The following is a 16,881-nucleotide window of genomic DNA, read 5'->3' on the forward strand; positions in this document are numbered from 1 at the left end:
ATCACCTCCCGAGAATCCGCTTGACGGCTCGCTTTGCGCGCGACGCGAGGGCGCGGGCGGGCGAGACCAGGTAGCACTCGCCCTTGGCCATGGCGAGCAGACCGCCTCCGTAGAGCTCGCGCCAGGGCTCGTCGCGGTCGCCCTCGAAGGCCGACGGGCGCTCCAGCATGGGGTTCCCGGGCAGCGCCTCGCCCATCGTCGCGAGCTCGCAGTCGACGTCGAGCTCCGATAGGGCGCGCAGCCCCGCCGGGCCGTTGGCGAGCACGAGCGACACGCCGAGGGCCCCGTCGTCCCCCCGCGCGTGCGGCGTGGCCCCAACGCCCCAGAAGTCGGCTATGGTGAGGTCGCCGGGGCGGCCCTCCGCCACGGTGTAGGGGCAGCGGCAGCACGAGGGGCGCAGCATCCGGTTGCCGTAGAACAGGCGCTTCCACGCCTCGGAGAGGCGCGTGCCCTGCTCAGCATGGCCGCCCTCCCACGTGACGCGCTCGAAGTGCCCCCAGCCCATGGACTTCGGCCGGTGCTCGTAGCGGATCACCCTTGCGCCGCGGGCGCGCTCCAGCTCGGCGAGCCACCCCTGGAACACCCCCGGGGACGGCACGCCGTGGCATATGATGTCGGCGGTCATGAGGACACCCCCGGGGGGGTTCGCGCATGCCGCGCGAACGGCCGCCACCTGGCAGGGCGTCCCGGTGAAGAGGACGGCGCGCCCGGAGCCCAGGTCCTCGCGAACCCTTCCGATCGAGTCCCCCATGTCGCTCTGCGAGTACTTGGACCCCATGCAGCGCTCGGCCTCCGCCATGGTCTCGCAGCGGATGTGCACCGCCCGCAGGTCCCCGTCGAAGGCGCAGCCGTAGACCACGCCGCCCAAGTCTTCTATCACGTGCGATGCGAGCGCGTGGTACACGCCGCCCGAGGAGCTCCGGCGGCGCACGCCGTCGTCGCGGTTCCTCGCGGCGAACGCGACGGGGTACTCGCCGCGCGACTCAAGCCCATCGAAGTCCACCTTTGGGACCTCCTCCCATGCGTTGCCCACAGATGATGATGCGTCGGAATCCTTCGCGGGGCCTCCCCTGAATGCGGCCGCGGCCCTCTTGACGAGCTCCTTCGCCGCCCGCTCCGGACCGAGCGCGCCCACGGAGCGGCAGGCAGCCTCGAAGCCGTCCGCGCAGAGCTCCGGCCAGAAGGCGTCGCGCCCCTTGCGCTCGGGCAGATGCTCGAGCATGGGCTGCGCGGGGTTCGCGACGTCGGCAACCGGCGTGGCCGCGGGCTCGAGCGCGTCGGACGAGTCGCGCAGCAGCGCCAGGCCGCGCGGCGCGCTGGCGACGGCGCACGACACGCCCCAGGGGTCCTCGAGCTCGGGCATGAAGCGCCTCAGCCCCCACCAGTCGCCGATGGTGATGTCGCCGGGGCGCTCGGTCGAGTGGTGCCCGCACCGGTAGCAGGACTCCCGGCAGAGGCGGTCGTACCAGATGCGCCGCCATGCGGACGTCGCCGTCGTCCCGGACCCCGCCGAGCCGTCCGCGTAGGTCGCGATCTCGGAACCGTGCGGGCGCATCCCGGCCCCGCGGTGCGCGTATGAGGTGACGCGCCTCCCCGAGCGGCGCTCCAGCATGGACAGGAAGGAGTGGAAGGCGGCCGGGGACGCGGCGCCCCAGCAGATCAGGTCGCAGGTGTAGAGCAAGGCATCCTCCTATCTCGCGCCCACGAGCCGCTTGGCGCGAGAGAGCAGCCCCGACAGCTGCTCCCGGGCGAACGCGCGGTAGAGCGCCAAGGTGAGCAGGCACCCCCACAGCGCGAGGACGATGGCCGAGAGCGCCCACTCGGGCCACCCCGCGCACGGCGGCTGGACGACAAAGTACGGCACGGCGACGAGCGCGCAGACCGCCACCGCAAGCACCATGAACTTGAGGGTCTCGCTCGGTGCGGTCTTTGTGACCTCACGCGGGATGTAGAGCATTAAGTCGATATCGCGATAGAGATTTGACAGGAGCATTCCCGCGAGGATGCCGGGCATGCCGAAGGCCGCGCCGAGGGCGATGGAGCCGACGAGCAGGATGACGGTCTGCAGCGTCGTCTGGACCCTGGTGTCGCGGTACCTGCCGGCAGAGATGACAAGCAGCCCCTGCGGGGTCTTGAGGTGGTAGAGCAGCACATTCGCCATGCCGAGCACCCCCACTAGCGGGTAGATGTAGTCCACGTCCGCGATGTCGGCGGTGTAGAGGCGCACGAACGGGACGATAAGGGCGATGCCCACGCCGCAGGCGACGCCCGTAACACCGTAGGTGAGCGTCTGGAACTCCCGGAAGGAGTGCTTGAGCACGTCGCTCTGCCCGCGTGCGATCACATCCCCGAATGACGCCTGCGTCCCCTGGCTGAGCGAGTTGATCGCGTTCTGCAGGCCATTGGCAACGAGCATATACACTGAAAATACGCTCACGAGCGAGAGGTCACCAAGCACGAACGTCGCGATGATGGTCGGAGCGCCAGACTGCACGGCGCCGAGGACCTGGAGGAAGAAGGCATCCCAGCGCTGGTCGAGCTTGAGCCCCTTGGCGTCTGCGGAGAAATCGATATCAGGGTAGCTCCTCCTCGCATACGCGATCAGGATGAGTGTCCTGACGACTATGGGGAGGATGGCGATGACGAACAGTGCGACCACCGAGACGCCGGCGAAGGTGCCGACCAGGACCACGGCGGTATAGAGAGCCTTGTAGACGATGGAGGCGAGCTGGATCACCCAGTTCCGCTGCGTCGCCGTGAGGAGCACGCGGTACTTGGCGAGCGTGAAGAAGTCGAGGAAGCCCGTAGCGCCGAGCGCAAGCACCAGCACGAAGACGCCGGGCGAGCCAATGCCCTCCACTTGCACGAACACGGGGTAGAGGCACGCGAGCGCGAGCATGAGAGCGGTGAAGGCCGCGCCGGACTTGTAATAGAAGGTGCGCGCGGCGGACACTACGCGGCTCGCCTCGACGGTGTCCCCCCGGGCGATCGGCGAGTACAGCTGGAACACGGCCGCCGATGATATCCCGGCCTCGACGAGCTGGATGTAACTCACGAACTGGGTGAGCGATGTGACAAGGCCATTCACCTCGGACCCGTACGTTCCTATCAGCGCGTGGGGGACAACGAACCCGACGACAATGTTCACTACCTGCAACAGCAGCGAGCTGATCGCGTTACTGACGAACGCAATCGAGCGACCTTTTCCCTTGGTCATTCCTGCACTTTCCATATAGAAATCAACCTGTACAAATCTGAGCAGGACATCGAAAGAGGCACTACACGATGTTGTCGATGTAGCCCTTAGTCGCGTCAGCACGCGGAACCACCTTGCAGGGGTTTCCAAATACGATTGAGTGGTCCGGCACATCACGATTCACAAACGAGTTAGGCGCAATCATCACGTCAGACCCGATGCTCACCCTGCCCACGATCGCTGCGTTTATGCCAATCCATACCCTGTCACCGATTACGGGCACGCCTTTCCGTGTACCCCTGTTCTCCTGCCCTATGACGACACCCCTGTGGATGTTGACATTATTTCCAATCTTGACTGCGGGGTTGATTGCGATGTTGAAAGCATGGCCGATATAGAACCCTGGCCCTATGTCTACGCGTGGACCGATCTCCAGTCCATATTTCATCCTCATCCGGTACATAAGCATCGTCCATAGCGGATTCTTCGACGACTTGCACCGCCTGAATACCCACATGAATCGCAAGCCAGGCTCGCGTAACAGTGCAAACCTTTCCCTCCCAAAACGAACCCGATCCGTTTCATAAAGCTGCTTTTGTTTTGACCCCATCAGCTTCTGTCACCCCTTAGGGACGCAAAGAGCAGGCGCAGGGACTCTCTCTTCATCGCTGTCAGCTTCTCGCGCGCCTCCGCCCAATCAATGCTTGAAGCATCCGTTAACGATCCGGCCAGCGTCCTTCTCTCAAGTCCGCAAGCATCGAGAAGGTCGCTCATGCGCGAGTTCCTCTTCACGCCATCCGTCGCATACGACACGAAGAAGTCGCGCTCCAACTGGATGGAAAGGCATGTGCCATGGAAGGACGAGGTCACCACGGCCTCCGCGTTCGCAATATATGAGAGGAAGTCGGTCGGGGAAATCGAGAGCAGGTTCGTCACCCCCGGAATAGGCAGAAACCCGTTCTGCTGGAGCACCACGACCTCGAGGTCTCTCTTCCCGGCTATCTCCTTCGCCGCTGCGACGGAGTTCCTCGTCTCACCCACGGCGTAGACGAAGACGTACGGCCTCTCGTGCCTCACCTGGCTCTCGGCCGCTAAGCCGAGCCACTCGTCCCTGCCGAGCAGGAGCGTGGGGTCAAGCACGACCTCAAATCTCATACCTGGGCAAATGAGCCCAAGCTCTCTGGAGGCGGTCTTCTCGCGAACGAGGACACATGGGAAGCCTTCCAGCAAGTGCGCGTAGTCGACCCCCGTCGAGGTGGGCACCTGGTCCTGGCCGATGCTCACGGCATACGTCCTCTTCTTCCCTGCATCGCCGATGAAGTCGAGGAAGTAGGTGGCGTCGAAGCCCGTGACCAGCCCGTTCCACACCTGGTCGCTCCCCACCACGACGTAGTCGAGAGATGCGCACTCATCGATCAGGCCTTCTCGTGAGAGAGGGACGGTGGACGGCACGTGCGCGCGGCGGAACTCCTCGAACCTCGCGGCCTTGCGACGGATGACGGGCATGCGGACCAGATTGGCGAGGCGCCCCTTCAGCGATGTGGCATGCTTGAACTCGAAGGCATCGACTTTCGGGTTTCTGTAATCGAGTTGCACGACGTCGAAACCGGCCGACCGCAGAACTGTTTCAAGGGCGTAAGCCTGCAGCATGGCGCCATAATTCAGGGTGTGCAGAAAGGTAAGGATGCCGACCTTTTTCTTTTGCTTCACAACGCTGTCGTTCACTAGCATGACCTCTCTAGATCCTTTTCGCCCAAAGATTTCCTCTTCGTGGACACCTTGGCCTCAAACGCCTCCTGCCGATCAAGCTCGAAACCCCTTGCAACGCCTAGAATCAACCAGACATAGGGAAGCAGGGTGATGCCGTTCATGAACTGGGCGATCGCCATGCAGACAATGGCAGCCGCAACGAAGCGGCCATGTTTCGACGATTGAAAGGCGCCCTTGGTGTGCCGAAAGATGACCCAGCAATAGGTGGCAAGCCCCAACGGTCCAAGCTCGATTAAGAGTCGCAGCGCAAAGCTGTGGGACGCGTACACTGTTCCATTTGAGCAGGACATCAAAGCCAGGCTCTCCGTATTCCATCCCGATCCCAACGGGTAGTTCGGCAAGGCAGAGAGAGCGGACATCATTGAATCGAACCGCTCGGTCGTACCCGTATCGGTAGATGTGAACGGGTTGAGGTCAGTAAGGGACTCCATCGCGGCGCTCGCAGCATCCGAGATGGCGCTCCCGAACGAGATGAGCACGAGAGAGCCTATAAACATCAGCACAAGAAACGCGATGATGGTCGAATAAGGTATGACCTTGTCCGTTGTGCGCTGGCGCTTCTTAAGCTTTCCAGCCCTGCTAAACAGCAGGGCCAACGCTACTTCAAGGATGAGGACAGCTATATTGGGAGACAGGGCTTCGGCAGCCATGTAGCAGACGCAGACTAGAACCAGAGCCCGCATTAATATGCTTCTCAGGTTGGCGATGCATAACACGCCCCAGGTTACCAAGAACACCATAAGGTGTGATGCCTCCAGAAAGAGACCCTGAGCCCTGAACACGTATATTGCATGACTTCCCACTGGCTCTGGCGTCCCCCATTTAAGCGGTACAACAAAAGAGTCCTGCGGAAAAAAGGAGATAAGTGATAGGACAGAACCGGAGTCATACGCCATTTGCGCAGCAAAAGAAATCACTGCGTTGGCAACAATTCCGACTGCCACACCGCAAAAGATAGCGCCACTATTTTTTCGCTGCGTAACTCCAGCAACATAGATGGCAATACCTGCCGCTAAGATGAACAGTCCTTTTACCACCATTATGGGAGCGTCAAGACTTAGCAGCCCCGCCATGCAATATGCGAGGGAGAAACTTATAGAAAGCGCTGCTATGCCAAAGAACACCAAGATGCTGCTATCGATAGCGGAAACGGCACTAATGACCAGTTTTGAATTCCTGATGAGCAAAGCGACAAGTAGCAGTGCAGCAACAAAGTAACCGACGTAAACGGGCGTGTTGCCAATAGTCAGAGCGTAGATTACCCCTGTTGACACTGAGAGCCCAAGAAGGAATGGCGCGATCTTTGACCTTGTGCTCCTCACCGAAATACTTTTGGGTAATGAAGACCGACCTCTATCGCGCAACATATCTATCCCTAATCGCGTTTCTAATCATGGAGAGCAGGGCTACGGCGCGGTAGTGCCGGCTTACACCTAAGCGAACCAGCAAGCGCGAATAAACGTTTGGATACCTCGATGCCTGAGCCGCAGCCGCAAGAAAGACCCCTCTGACGAATACGTCCGCTATCGCCCGCTTGATTGACTCCCAGCCGCCTGGTGTCATCTGCGCGTTATTAACTGCGATCACGAGGAACTGGATTATGTGCTGCATGCAGGCGGCCGTCTCCGGATCTCGTAGCGTCTCCTTATAGAACTTCGAGACGCGTTCGGCAACGAACTCCATCTGACAGGTTTTGTCTTTTCTGTATTTAGACCAGTTCGTTCCCGTCGGTACGCATAGGTATCTGTAGCAGAGCTCGGGAACCGCCGTGAATCTAGCTCCATGGGACAGAAGGTCTAGATTGAACACCAAGTCCTCGTAAGAGCTCAAGGCTTCGTCGAAGCATACATTGCTATTCTTAATGAACTCGAGCGAATAGAGCTTTGAACAGCAGCTTTGAAGGCAGTTTCTCTCCCAGAGATACTCGAAGACACCACGAAGGCCTTCACCCTGCGCACTAACCGGATCATCAACTCGTCTTATTGACGTAGACAGCACGTTCCGATTCTCGTCGATGGAATCGAATGCAATTCCTCCGGCAACCATGTCTGTAGATTCTACAAAGGCGAGAAGATCGGCAACCGCACTCGATTCCATAAGGTCATCAGCGTCACAGAACGTAACATACCTGCCGTTCGCATTCTCAAGCCCGATGTTCCGGGCATGCGAGACGCCGGTGGGGCCAGAGTCGAGAAGGCGCACACGCGCGTCCTGCTGCGCAAGCAGGCTCACCGCGGCGCACGTGCCATCGGTGGAGCCGTTATCCACGACGATGACCTCGATGTTGCGATAGGTCTGTCCCAGAGCCGAAGCGACGCTGTCTCCAATGACCCTCTCGGCATCGAGAACTGGAATTATGACACTTACAAGCGGTTCACTGCTCATTGTTCCACCCCGGCTCTCCTCAGATAGAACTCCTCAAGGTTTGCCGCGACATCTGCAACGTCGAAACCAGCCTGGCGTACGATCCGTGCTCCAAGTTGGCGCTCCGTGTGGCTGATTTGCTTTATCAGCACTCCCGCCCATTCCCTCAGATCATCACCGAGAGAGAGGCGAGCGACGTTCGACCCATCCAAATCGCAATCTATAGGGATCGAATCGGAGAGCACGCACGGAAGCCCCGCCGCCTGTGCCTCCACGAGCACGAGGGGCAACCCCTCGTAGAGCGAGGGCATGAGGAAGACGTCCATCGCCTGCATCAGGTCGGGCACGTCTGTGCGAACGCCGAGGAACTTGACCGAATCCGAAATGCCAAGATCAGCTGCCTGCTGTTCTCGCTCCGCGCGCAGCTCGCCGTCCCCGATGAGCAGCAGGACCGCATCCGGTCGGAGCCTCAAAACCTCCGCAAAGGCATCGAGAATGAACGCATGGTTCTTCTGCGGCATGAACCTGCCGACGTGGCCTATGACGAGCGTTCCTTCGGGAACGCCGAGATCTCTCCTCGTGCGCTCCCTCCTGGTCCCGTCGAAGGCGTACTCGTCCACGTCGATGGCGTTCCGCACGACCGTGAAGTCGTCGGTGCCGAACATCCACCTGCCCGCCTCGACGCCACAGGCGAACAGGTCGGTGGCCTCCCGACGAATGAAGCGCTTGCAGAGCATCTTCATCGGGTACTTGATATCCCGGTCCTGACGGCTGTTGTGCGAGTGAGCGATCCTCACGGGAACCCCGTGGCGCCTTGCCACAGCGAGCGGAATAGCGCTAAGGCAATCGAGCTGCACGTGTGCCACCTTGTAGGAATGATCGGAGAAGAAATCGCCGAGGGCGCGCCAGTATCCCGGGCTGAGGGGGTTCTGGCGAGGGACGCGGAACACGTGGGCTCCGAGGGAGCGAGCCTCCTCCTCGTAGTCCCCCTTCTTGCTGCGGTGCAGCAAGAAGTCGAACTGTACGCGCTCGCGGTCGATGTGGCGGTAGTAGTTCATGGTCATCGTCTCCATGCCGCCACGATCAAGGCTTGTGAGCACCTGAAGAACACGAAGAGGAGTGCTCATTCCGCATCATCTCCGACTGCTGGAATTGCCTCGCAGAGGGAGGCATAAGCTTCCTCGAGCTTTCTCGCTGACGTGTCTATGTCATAAGAGAGCAGCGCCTTGGCGTCAGCTTCCGTGAGGGCAGCATCCTTCATGGCAAGAAGATGGCGCGCCCATGTCAAATCCGGTGACTCCAGTGACTCAAACTGCATAAGGGATGTAATCGCCGTCTCACGGCTCACGGCGGAAGACGCAAGGATAGGAGTCCCTGAAGCTTGGCTTTCAACCGACACCACTGGAAATCCCTCATAGGCGCTCGGCAGGCAGAACACATCGAACGCCTGGTATAGGCGCGCAGCGTCCAGCCTCAGGCCTAGAAAGAGGACTTTGTCCTGCAGCCCAAGCTCTTCTGCCTCTTCTCTAACCTCATCCGACAGTTCACCATCGCCGACAAGAACCAAAACCGAATTAGGGCAAAGCCCCGAGAGCACCGAGAATATCGAGAGGAGCCTCCTGTGATTTTTAACAGGAACCATTCGTCCAATGTGACCGACCACGAAAGTGTTATCGGCAATCCCAAGCTCGGACCTAACTTTGTTCCTAACGTCAGAGTCCGAGCGGAAGCTGACGAGGTCTATGGCGTTGGGAACGATCTCAAAGGGAGCGCCGCGGAACAGCCAGCTTCCCGCCAAGTCCCCACAGGCAAAGCGGTGCGTAGGGTATATATTCGAGAATCTTCTTAGCACAGACTTGATTACGTCACGCGCACCCTCCCCCTCTCCGCCGCCAAGGCTTGAATGGCTGTGTGCTATACGCACGGGCACGCCAGCACGCTTCGCAGCAAAAAGCGGAAATACCGACAGCGTGTTCAAGTGACTGTGAACGATGTGCCAACCTTCAGTGCGGAAAAGATCAATCAGCCTATTGATGAAATTGGGGAGCGCCTTGTATTCAGGGACGAGAAACAGACGACCACCAAGCGACTCAATCTCCTCTGCGGGAACATGTTCTGATCTCTCACACACGATAAAGTCGAACTGCACTTTAGTGCGGTCGATGTGTCGGTAGTAGTTCATGACGACAGACTCGACGCCGCCGCCGTTCATATAGCCCATTACCTGGGCGACTCGCAACGGAGTGGTCATTTTTACCTCCCCGTCCGGTGCTTGCCGAACATAGCACCGAAAGTTCTCAGAATGATCGCGAAATCCATGCGCACGCCGCAGCGCTCAACGTAGGCAAGCTCGAGCCTTTGGCGCATGCCGTTCTCCCACGTGGCGTTGTTACGCTCCGTCACCTGCCAGAGCCCGGTGATGCCGGGGCGCACCGAGAGCACGAAATCGCGTCGCGTGCCGAACTCGTGCGTCTCCTCCTCCGTGACGGGACGTGGCCCCACCACGGACATGTCGCCCAGAAGCACGTTCAGGAACTGGGGCACCTCGTCAATTGAGGTGGACCGCAGAAAGCGGCCGATGCGCGTGATGCGCGGGTCATCGTCCACCTTCTGTTCGCGAAGCCAATGAGCGAGCTGGTCCTCGTCCAGGTACTTCTCTGGGTGCTCGTGCGCGTCCGCATACATTGAGCGGAACTTGAAGATGCGGATCTCTTTACCGTCCTTGCCCACGCGGCTCTGCCGGAAGAAAGGCGAACCAGGTGAATCAAGGCGGATGGCGACGCAGAGCACTGCACCCGGCACGAGAGCGACGAGACAGACGACGCCCGAGAAGACAATGTCAAATACCCGCTTGAAGAAGCGGTACATATACCGCTTCTTGAAAGTAGTCTTGTTAAGTCTTGCAGTCACACCACCACGAAAGATGCTCGATGTCATTGGGTTGTCAGCACCCTCGCTCGTCACGGCTGTGACATCCTTTCCCGACACGTTGTCTGCCATCTACGCCACCGCCCTGAGGCCTCGGAGGGAAGCCGCGCCACGGGCGCAGCGACGCCGTCCCCGGGCGGCCCCGAGACCCCCGAAAACGGCAAAAGACAAGAATTGGAAGCTGGTATAATGGGTTTGCGCAACCAGGAAAGGTTCCGGGCGACGCTCGCATTTGTGCAGGTCAAGTGAGGAATTTACTGGATGCGATAAGGATTTGGTCGGCTCCCCGTCGCCCGGTGTCCCTATTATTACCGGAGCCAGGCGCTTGTTGCGCAGAAATCGACCGAGCGGCGTAACACGCGGGTCCTCGTCCTTGGCCCACTGGGCGCCGCGTACCTCGGCGTCCTGATACATGGAGCGGAACTTGTAGAGGTTGAAAACTCTGCCATTAAGCCCCACGCGCCTCTGGGCATAGATGGCCGGCCCGGGAGACTCCCTGCGAATCTTCACGGCAATGACGGCCATGGGGATAGCCAGCAGAACGAGCGCAACGCTGCACGAGCACACATCGAATGCCCGCTTAACAAACCGATATCCAAGACTTCCCGAGATGCGCTTCACGCGCGGAAGCTCCACTACGCCCTCATCAGGCAATAGGCTGGATAGGACATCCGCCGCGATGCCGCTCTCCGTGAGTCCGGGAGTGTGGCTCACCGCAGCATAAACGCGCCTGAACTCCTGCGTGTTCTCTGCGTTTTGCGCGGCATGCGAGAGGTCCCTCAAAACCGCCTCACTCGAAGGCGCAACGTCCTTCTCGCCAAAGCGTGCCTCGACCTCAAGCGCTCTTTCTGACAATCTCCAACCCCACCTTGATCGTCTTGGTCCTGCCGAACATGCGCATGTCCAGGAAGGCCAGTCGCTTGTGGCGGTCGATCTTGCTGATGAGTGCCTCGTGACCCTTGAGGGGCCCGTCGGTTACGATGACTTGGTCGCCCTCTATGACGCCCACGCTCATCTCAACCACCTTGTCGAGCGGCTGCATGAGCGCGGTAAGCCAGGCGACCTCGTCTTGGCTCAGGGGAATGACTTTCTCGTCGCTTACGCCCAGCAGGCGCGTGAACGCCGGGATGCGTGCCAGGCGCTCCATCACGTGTTGGATATTGTCTGTCTCTACGAAAAGGTATCCGGGAAAGAGCGTCTCCCGGATGCTAATCCAGCTACCCTCAACGCGGCGCATGACCTCGCGCCGCGGGATAAAGCACTCCTTGATGCCGTCACTCAACAGCTTGTTGACGAGGTCGCAGACGTGCTGCTCCTTGCCGCCAACAACCTGTATAACGTAAAGGGCCATCTGCGCCTCCCCTCCGGGAGTCGCCTGGCACAGGCAGAAGCGGGAAACCCAGGGTCGGCAGCGAAGCGGCATGCTTCGCCACCGGGACCCCCGTCCCGCCGTAAGCGACGTATTCATTCCCCGTAAGCCTTTCAGCAACGCGCCCTAGGCGACGATTGTTGGCCTTGCGGATATGCGCACCCGCTTGCGCGGGCAGGAGGCCGGAGCCTCCTCTTCCGGGTTCCACCTTGGGGCGAGCCCGGAAGAGAGGGTTCCAGCGCGGCTACGCCCTCATGTGCGCCCCCCTCCTCGGGTACTCGCGCACCGCGCGCTCGAGGTAGCGGTAGTGCTCAGGGCGATGCGCGTCGCTCGCGATGTAGCGGTAGAGGTTGCGCTCGAAGAGCTTTCTCGCGGGGCGCCTCTCGCGCCCCAGGCGCCCGCCGGCGATGAAGTCCGCGGACGCCTGCAGCTTGCAGCCCAGGCGCACGAGGCGCGCGGCCAGCTCCACGTTTCGCTGAACCGCCCGATAGCGCTCCGGATGCGCCACGATCACGTCCAGCCCCAGGCCCTGCAGCTCGTAAATGGTGCGCTCGTACTGCTGGAAGTCCCCCTCAGCGCAGCGGGAGTCAAGCTCCAGCAGGAACTCGCCCGTGCCCTCGAAGGCCAGGCGCTCGGCCCAGCGCTCCACGCCCAGCTGCATGAGCTTGGAGTGCGCCACCTCAAATCCCATGGTGACGGGCATGCCCATCTTGCGGGCGCGCGGCGCGAAGGCGTGGAAGGCGGACCACATGGCGTCGTAGTCGAAGTACGGGCTGCGCGCGTGGGGCGTACACACGATGCTCGTCACGCCGGCGGCTCGGGCGGCCTCCACCATGGCAAGGCTCTCGTCCATGCTCTGGGCGCCGTCATCGACACCGGGCAGAATGTGGCAGTGCATGTCCCTCATGTGGTCCTCCTCTCCGCGTCTCGTGGTTGGGCGGGCAACGCTGCCTGACGCTACTCGTCCTCGTAGCCGCGGGGCTGGTAGTGCGTGCCCGAGAGGAACTGCGCCGTGCTGTCCGGGGCAATCCGGGCGTCCTGCGGCAGGGGGCGCAGGCCGGAGCCCTGGGCCGCCGGCGCGGGCTTGGGCTTGGGCGCGGGCTCCGCCGTCGCACGGCTGATGACCGGGGCGTCCTGGCCCTTCTCGCCCGCCTGCGGCGCGCCCTGCTCGTAGTAGTTGTAGTAATACTCGCCGCGCTTGGTGTCGCAGTAGTTGAGCACCGTGCCGATGACGTTTGCCTCGGCCTTGCGGAGCTGGTCGTAGGCGGCGACAAGGTCCTCGCGCTTGACAAAGTCCTCGCGCACCACGAGCAGCGTGCCGTCCGCCACCGATCCGAGCACGGCCGCGTCAACAAAGGCGGAGAGCGGCGGCGTGTCAAAGATCACGTAGTCGTACATGCGGCGCAGGCTGTCCACGAAGCGGTGGAAGCGGCGCGAGGAGAAGATGTCCACCGGGTTGGGGATGTGGGGCTCGGCGTCCAGGAACCAGAGGCTGGACTTGCCGCCCACGGTCACCACTGCCTCGTCAAGCGCCACCTGGCCGGAGAGTACGCCGTAGATGCCATTGCGCGGGTGCACGCCGAGCATGCCGGCAAGGGTGCGGCGGCGCAGGTCTCCCTCGACAATAAGGACCTCCTTGCCGCCCGCCGCGAGGGCGCGGGCGAGCTCGATGGAGATGGTGGACTTGCCCTCGTTGGGAATCGAAGACGTCACCACGAGGGTCTTGATGGGGTTGTCCACGGACGCAAAGCGGATGTTTGCGGCAAGCGTCTTGACCGCGTTCTGGAGGAAGACGGTATCGCTCGTCCCCCTGTTGGAGCGCCTAGCCATTATCGTCCTCCCTTCATGGCGGGGATGCGGCCGATCACGGGGATGCCGAGGAGCTCCTCGACCTCCTCCTGGCTGCAGACGCGCGTGTTGAGCATGTCAGCAATAACCACGATGGCAACGGCCGCAAAGAGGCCGGCCATGAGGGCCACGGCCACGTAGAGCGGGCGGTTGGGGCCGCTGGGGCTCTCGGGCGCCTGGGCCTGGTCGATAGCATTAACGCTCTCGATGCTCATGACCTCGCGGGCGATGGCGGAGACCTTCTCCACCATGGTGTTGGCGATGTCCGCCGCAGTCTGGGCGTCAGGCCCGGTGACGGACAGGCTCACCACGCGGGACGTGGTCTCGCTGGCGACGGAGATGTCGTAGCCGCTGAGGCTCTCAAGCCCAAGGTCTGACGCGGTCTCGTTTTTGACGCGGTCGCTGGTGAGCAGCGTGGAGACGTCGTTTGAGATCATCTGAGACGCGTTGAGGTCCGTTGAGAGATTCCCGCTCGAGGACTCCGTGGCCTGAGCGAGGACGTACATGCTTGTGGAAGCGGTGTAGGTGTTGCCCATGAACGCGTAGGCGTACACGCCCATGACGAGCGCGCACGCCACAGGCAGCACAATCACCAGCCTGAGGTGCTTCTTCAGCAGCTGAAGCAGTTCGAGCAGGGTCATGCGGCCCAGTCTCCTTTCTCGCGTGCGGCGGGACCACCCCGCCGCGCTGCCGGGGCCCGCCCGGGCGCGAAGCACCACATGAGCGACCCCCTCCCCCATTTTCCACAGTAGTTTACTCTAGCCTTAGGGGAGGGGGGAGGTCGATATCATTTGTATAGAACCGGACATGCGTACCGTTTCTTTACAAAAAAATAAATGCATCAGTTATGCGAATGGCGGCCCGGGGTATGTCGCACGCGGCTATCCCAGGCTTGCAACGTCATCCGTCGTGAGCCCCGCAGAGGCGGCGAGCCCCGCGTAGTCCCGCGGGCCGGCGGCGTTGGTCGCCGCGCCGAGGCGCTCGTTCTGGAGCTGCTCGTCCGGCACCTGGACCGCCGCGTCATTGGGGTCGAGCCCCGCGTCCACGCGCTGCATCATGGCGCGCCACTCGTCGTACATGGTCGCGACGTAGGAGACGCCGCCCTGCGAGAGGCTGTAGCTCGGTGTGGCCGCAGAATATATGGTGAGCGCGGCGCCCGAACGCTGGATCTCCAGGGCATACGAGGCAATGTCCGCGACGGAGAGGTCCGTGGAGATGGACTCCGCGAGCTGCCCCACTAGGCCGGGAAGCTCCACCGGGCTGCTGGCCAGCACCTCGCGCACGATGGCCTCCACGATCTGGCGCTGGGCCTGGGCGCGGCCGAAGTCGCCTCCAGAGACGTTGTAGCGCTCGCGCGCGTAGGCGAGGGCCTGCTCGCCGGTGAGGGTCTGCTCGCCCGCCGAGAACGCCATCCCGCCGTTGCCGGAGGGGATGTCCTCGGGGATGGTGACGGTCACGCCGCCCAGAGCGTCGACCACGTGCTCCAGCCCCTCGAAGTTGACCTCCACGTAGTGGGAGATGTCCACGCCGGCAAACTCGGACACGGCCCTGACCGTGGCGGCGGGGCCGTAGTTGTAGCGCGCGTTGATCTTCTCGACGCCTCCCTGTGCACTGATCATGGTGTCGCGCGGGATGGAGATGAGCGTGACGGTTGCGTGCGCGGTGTCCACGCGAGCGAGCATGATAACGTCCGAGCGCGAGGCAACGTCCACCTGGCGCGCGTCCGAGCCGATGATGAGCGCGTAGAAGACGCTGCCCTGGACCTCCTGAGCCGCAGGCGCGGGGTCCGCGAGGGCCTCGTCGAGCTCCGCGCGCTGGTCGTCGCTCACGCGCATGGAGCTGTCAAGGCCGCCCACCCAAAGGGCCGCCGCACCGGCAACCATTCCCAGACAGACAATCAGGCCAAGGAGCACCTTGGCGGCAAGGGGCACCCGGCGGCGCTCGGGCCGCGACGAGACGTTCTTCTCGCCCGCAGGGGTGGGCTCGTCCTGAGTCCGGGGCCCGGAGTCACCGTCTTCCGCGGGCTCGACGGCGCTCATATGGCGGGCACGACGTGCCGATGCGGGGGAATCGGGCTCGAGGTCTTGCTGGAAGGCGGTCTCAAAGCGGTCGCGCGCACGGCGGCGCGGGGCCACGGAGGGACGCATGCCCTCGGCGCGCGAGGAGGCAAGCTCGTCGAGCGGCACCTGCGCGTCAGTTGGCTGCGCGTCCTCCGGCAGGTTCTTGTTGTCACTCATGACCTACCCCCCTCCCCGATGAGCCTTAGAGGAAGATGATAGTCAATCGACAAACAGCATGCACCCCAGCCAGTCCCCCGTGCGCCATGCAAGCACGTCCACGAGCGGGTATGACTGAGGTGCGCACTAATCTGGCTGGGTGCGGCTACTCGCCCTTGCTTGCCCTGTCGAACTCGTCCTTGAAGGAGCCGAACATCTTGCCTAAGGCCCCGAGCTGCTTGCCTGCGGCGCGGGCCACCTGGTCACCGGCGCTTGCGGGCTTCTTCATGGGCGCGGGCTTCTTGGCGGGGGCGGCGGGGCGCTCCGGAGCGGGACGGTAGGTCTTCGGCGCGGGGCGCTCCTGGACGGGGGCCTCAGCCGCATGCTCCGGCAGCCCCTCGGCAGGCTTGATCACCTGGACGTCCGCAGCCTCAACAGCAGGCGGCTGCGGGGCGGGCTCGTTCTTATCGCCCTCCTCGGTGGCGTCCTTGATGGTGCGCTGGGCCTTGCCGATCATCTTGCCCAGGGCAAAGGAGCCCTTGTCCACGGCCTCGCCCGCCGCAGCGCCGACCTTCTTTCCCACCTCGGCGCCCTTGACCTTGGCGCGGGCGTATCCCTCGCCGGCCGCGCCCGCGAGGCCGCCCTCAAGCGGCACGGCACGCCCGCCGGCGTCCACGACCATATAGCCATCCCGATACCCGCGCATCATATCAGGCGTGATGACAAAGGAGCCGAGAAGGGCGTGCGCCATGCCGCCGTCCGTCGAGGAGAAGCGCACGACCTCGCCGGTCCTCTCGCTGAACTCCGCGTCGGAGACGTAGCCGAGCGGCTTGCCGTCCGTGGTGCGCACGTCCATGCCGGACCAGATGATGCAGGCGTCCCAGTTGAGGCCAAGGCGCCGGATGGCAGCGTCATCAAGGCCGTCCTTCGGGCGGGTCACCGTGACGGTACCGTCCTCCGCAAGCCTGAAGGAGTCAAGCGCGACGAACGCGTCCTCCCGCTTGATGACGCCGACGACGTCCGGCCGCTTGACGAGCAGGCCCACGACGCTTCTCCCATCGGGCGAGAAGACCGCGTTGTGGACCTTGCCGAGGCGCTGGAAGCGCTCGGTCACGGTGCCGTCTTTCTGGGTCTTGGGCGCCTTGGGGAGAAAGACCTTCTGGCCGACGAGCTGGCTTACCTTGAGCACG

16 protein-coding genes are annotated in these 16,881 nt (G+C 62.4%); all 16 read right to left on the reverse strand.

Annotation, left to right across the window (positions count from 1 at the left end):
• Position 1: 1 nt before the first annotated feature.
• Positions 2 to 1,681, reverse strand: coding sequence for a Coenzyme F420 hydrogenase/dehydrogenase, beta subunit C-terminal domain (locus H6A23_RS06005; RefSeq protein WP_204831295.1), 1,680 nt, complete (start codon positions 1,679 to 1,681; stop codon positions 2 to 4).
• Between the two features lie 9 nt (positions 1,682 to 1,690).
• On the reverse strand, positions 1,691 to 3,088 hold the full coding sequence (locus H6A23_RS06010; RefSeq protein ID WP_204831296.1) for a hypothetical protein: 1,398 nt from the start codon (positions 3,086 to 3,088) through the stop codon (positions 1,691 to 1,693).
• A 190-nt stretch (positions 3,089 to 3,278) separates the two neighbouring features.
• Positions 3,279 to 3,659, reverse strand: a complete 381-nt coding sequence (locus H6A23_RS06015) for a serine O-acetyltransferase (RefSeq protein WP_204831297.1) — start codon at positions 3,657 to 3,659, stop codon at positions 3,279 to 3,281.
• Between the two features lie 146 nt (positions 3,660 to 3,805).
• A complete protein-coding gene (locus H6A23_RS06020; protein WP_204831298.1) occupies positions 3,806 to 4,927 on the reverse strand; it encodes a polysaccharide pyruvyl transferase family protein in 1,122 nt (373 codons plus the stop codon).
• Entirely contained in the window at positions 4,921 to 6,288 is a 1,368-nt protein-coding gene (locus H6A23_RS11695; protein ID WP_204831299.1) for an O-antigen ligase family protein, read from the reverse strand. Before H6A23_RS11695 ends, H6A23_RS06020 begins: the two co-directional genes overlap by 7 nt.
• A gap of 31 nt (positions 6,289 to 6,319) precedes the next feature.
• Positions 6,320 to 7,351 (reverse strand): glycosyltransferase family 2 protein, encoded by a 1,032-nt coding sequence (locus H6A23_RS06030; protein ID WP_204831300.1) that lies wholly within the window; start codon positions 7,349 to 7,351, stop codon positions 6,320 to 6,322.
• Positions 7,348 to 8,457, reverse strand: coding sequence for a glycosyltransferase family 1 protein (locus tag H6A23_RS06035; protein WP_353653024.1), 1,110 nt, complete (start codon positions 8,455 to 8,457; stop codon positions 7,348 to 7,350). Before H6A23_RS06035 ends, H6A23_RS06030 begins: the two co-directional genes overlap by 4 nt.
• Complete coding sequence (locus H6A23_RS06040) at positions 8,454 to 9,581, reverse strand: glycosyltransferase family 1 protein (protein WP_204831302.1); 1,128 nt, start codon at positions 9,579 to 9,581, stop codon at positions 8,454 to 8,456. The genes H6A23_RS06035 and H6A23_RS06040 overlap by 4 nt, the downstream gene beginning before the upstream one ends.
• A 2-nt stretch (positions 9,582 to 9,583) precedes the next feature.
• A complete protein-coding gene (locus H6A23_RS06045; RefSeq protein ID WP_286165850.1) occupies positions 9,584 to 10,330 on the reverse strand; it encodes a sugar transferase in 747 nt (248 codons plus the stop codon).
• Positions 10,331 to 11,113 (reverse strand): sugar transferase, encoded by a 783-nt coding sequence (locus H6A23_RS06050; RefSeq protein ID WP_204831303.1) that lies wholly within the window; start codon positions 11,111 to 11,113, stop codon positions 10,331 to 10,333.
• A complete protein-coding gene (gene loaP, locus H6A23_RS06055; protein ID WP_204831304.1) occupies positions 11,094 to 11,609 on the reverse strand; it encodes an antiterminator LoaP in 516 nt (171 codons plus the stop codon). Before loaP ends, H6A23_RS06050 begins: the two co-directional genes overlap by 20 nt.
• A 262-nt stretch (positions 11,610 to 11,871) precedes the next feature.
• On the reverse strand, positions 11,872 to 12,534 hold the full coding sequence (locus H6A23_RS06060; protein WP_167930490.1) for a CpsB/CapC family capsule biosynthesis tyrosine phosphatase: 663 nt from the start codon (positions 12,532 to 12,534) through the stop codon (positions 11,872 to 11,874).
• Positions 12,535 to 12,584: 50 nt separating this feature from the next.
• Positions 12,585 to 13,457, reverse strand: coding sequence for a CpsD/CapB family tyrosine-protein kinase (locus tag H6A23_RS06065; protein WP_167930489.1), 873 nt, complete (start codon positions 13,455 to 13,457; stop codon positions 12,585 to 12,587).
• Entirely contained in the window at positions 13,457 to 14,116 is a 660-nt protein-coding gene (locus tag H6A23_RS06070) for a YveK family protein (RefSeq protein WP_204831305.1), read from the reverse strand. Before H6A23_RS06070 ends, H6A23_RS06065 begins: the two co-directional genes overlap by 1 nt.
• Before the next feature lie 240 nt (positions 14,117 to 14,356).
• Positions 14,357 to 15,712: an LCP family protein gene (locus H6A23_RS06075; RefSeq protein WP_286165851.1), complete on the reverse strand. Its 1,356-nt coding sequence runs from the start codon at positions 15,710 to 15,712 to the stop codon at positions 14,357 to 14,359.
• Between the two features lie 145 nt (positions 15,713 to 15,857).
• A complete protein-coding gene (locus H6A23_RS06080; protein WP_204831306.1) occupies positions 15,858 to 16,880 on the reverse strand; it encodes a PRC-barrel domain containing protein in 1,023 nt (340 codons plus the stop codon).
• Position 16,881 lies beyond the last annotated feature (1 nt).

The sequence above is a fragment of the Olsenella uli genome (assembly GCF_016900775.1).
Classification (GTDB): Bacteria; Actinomycetota; Coriobacteriia; order Coriobacteriales; family Atopobiaceae; genus Thermophilibacter; species Thermophilibacter uli_A.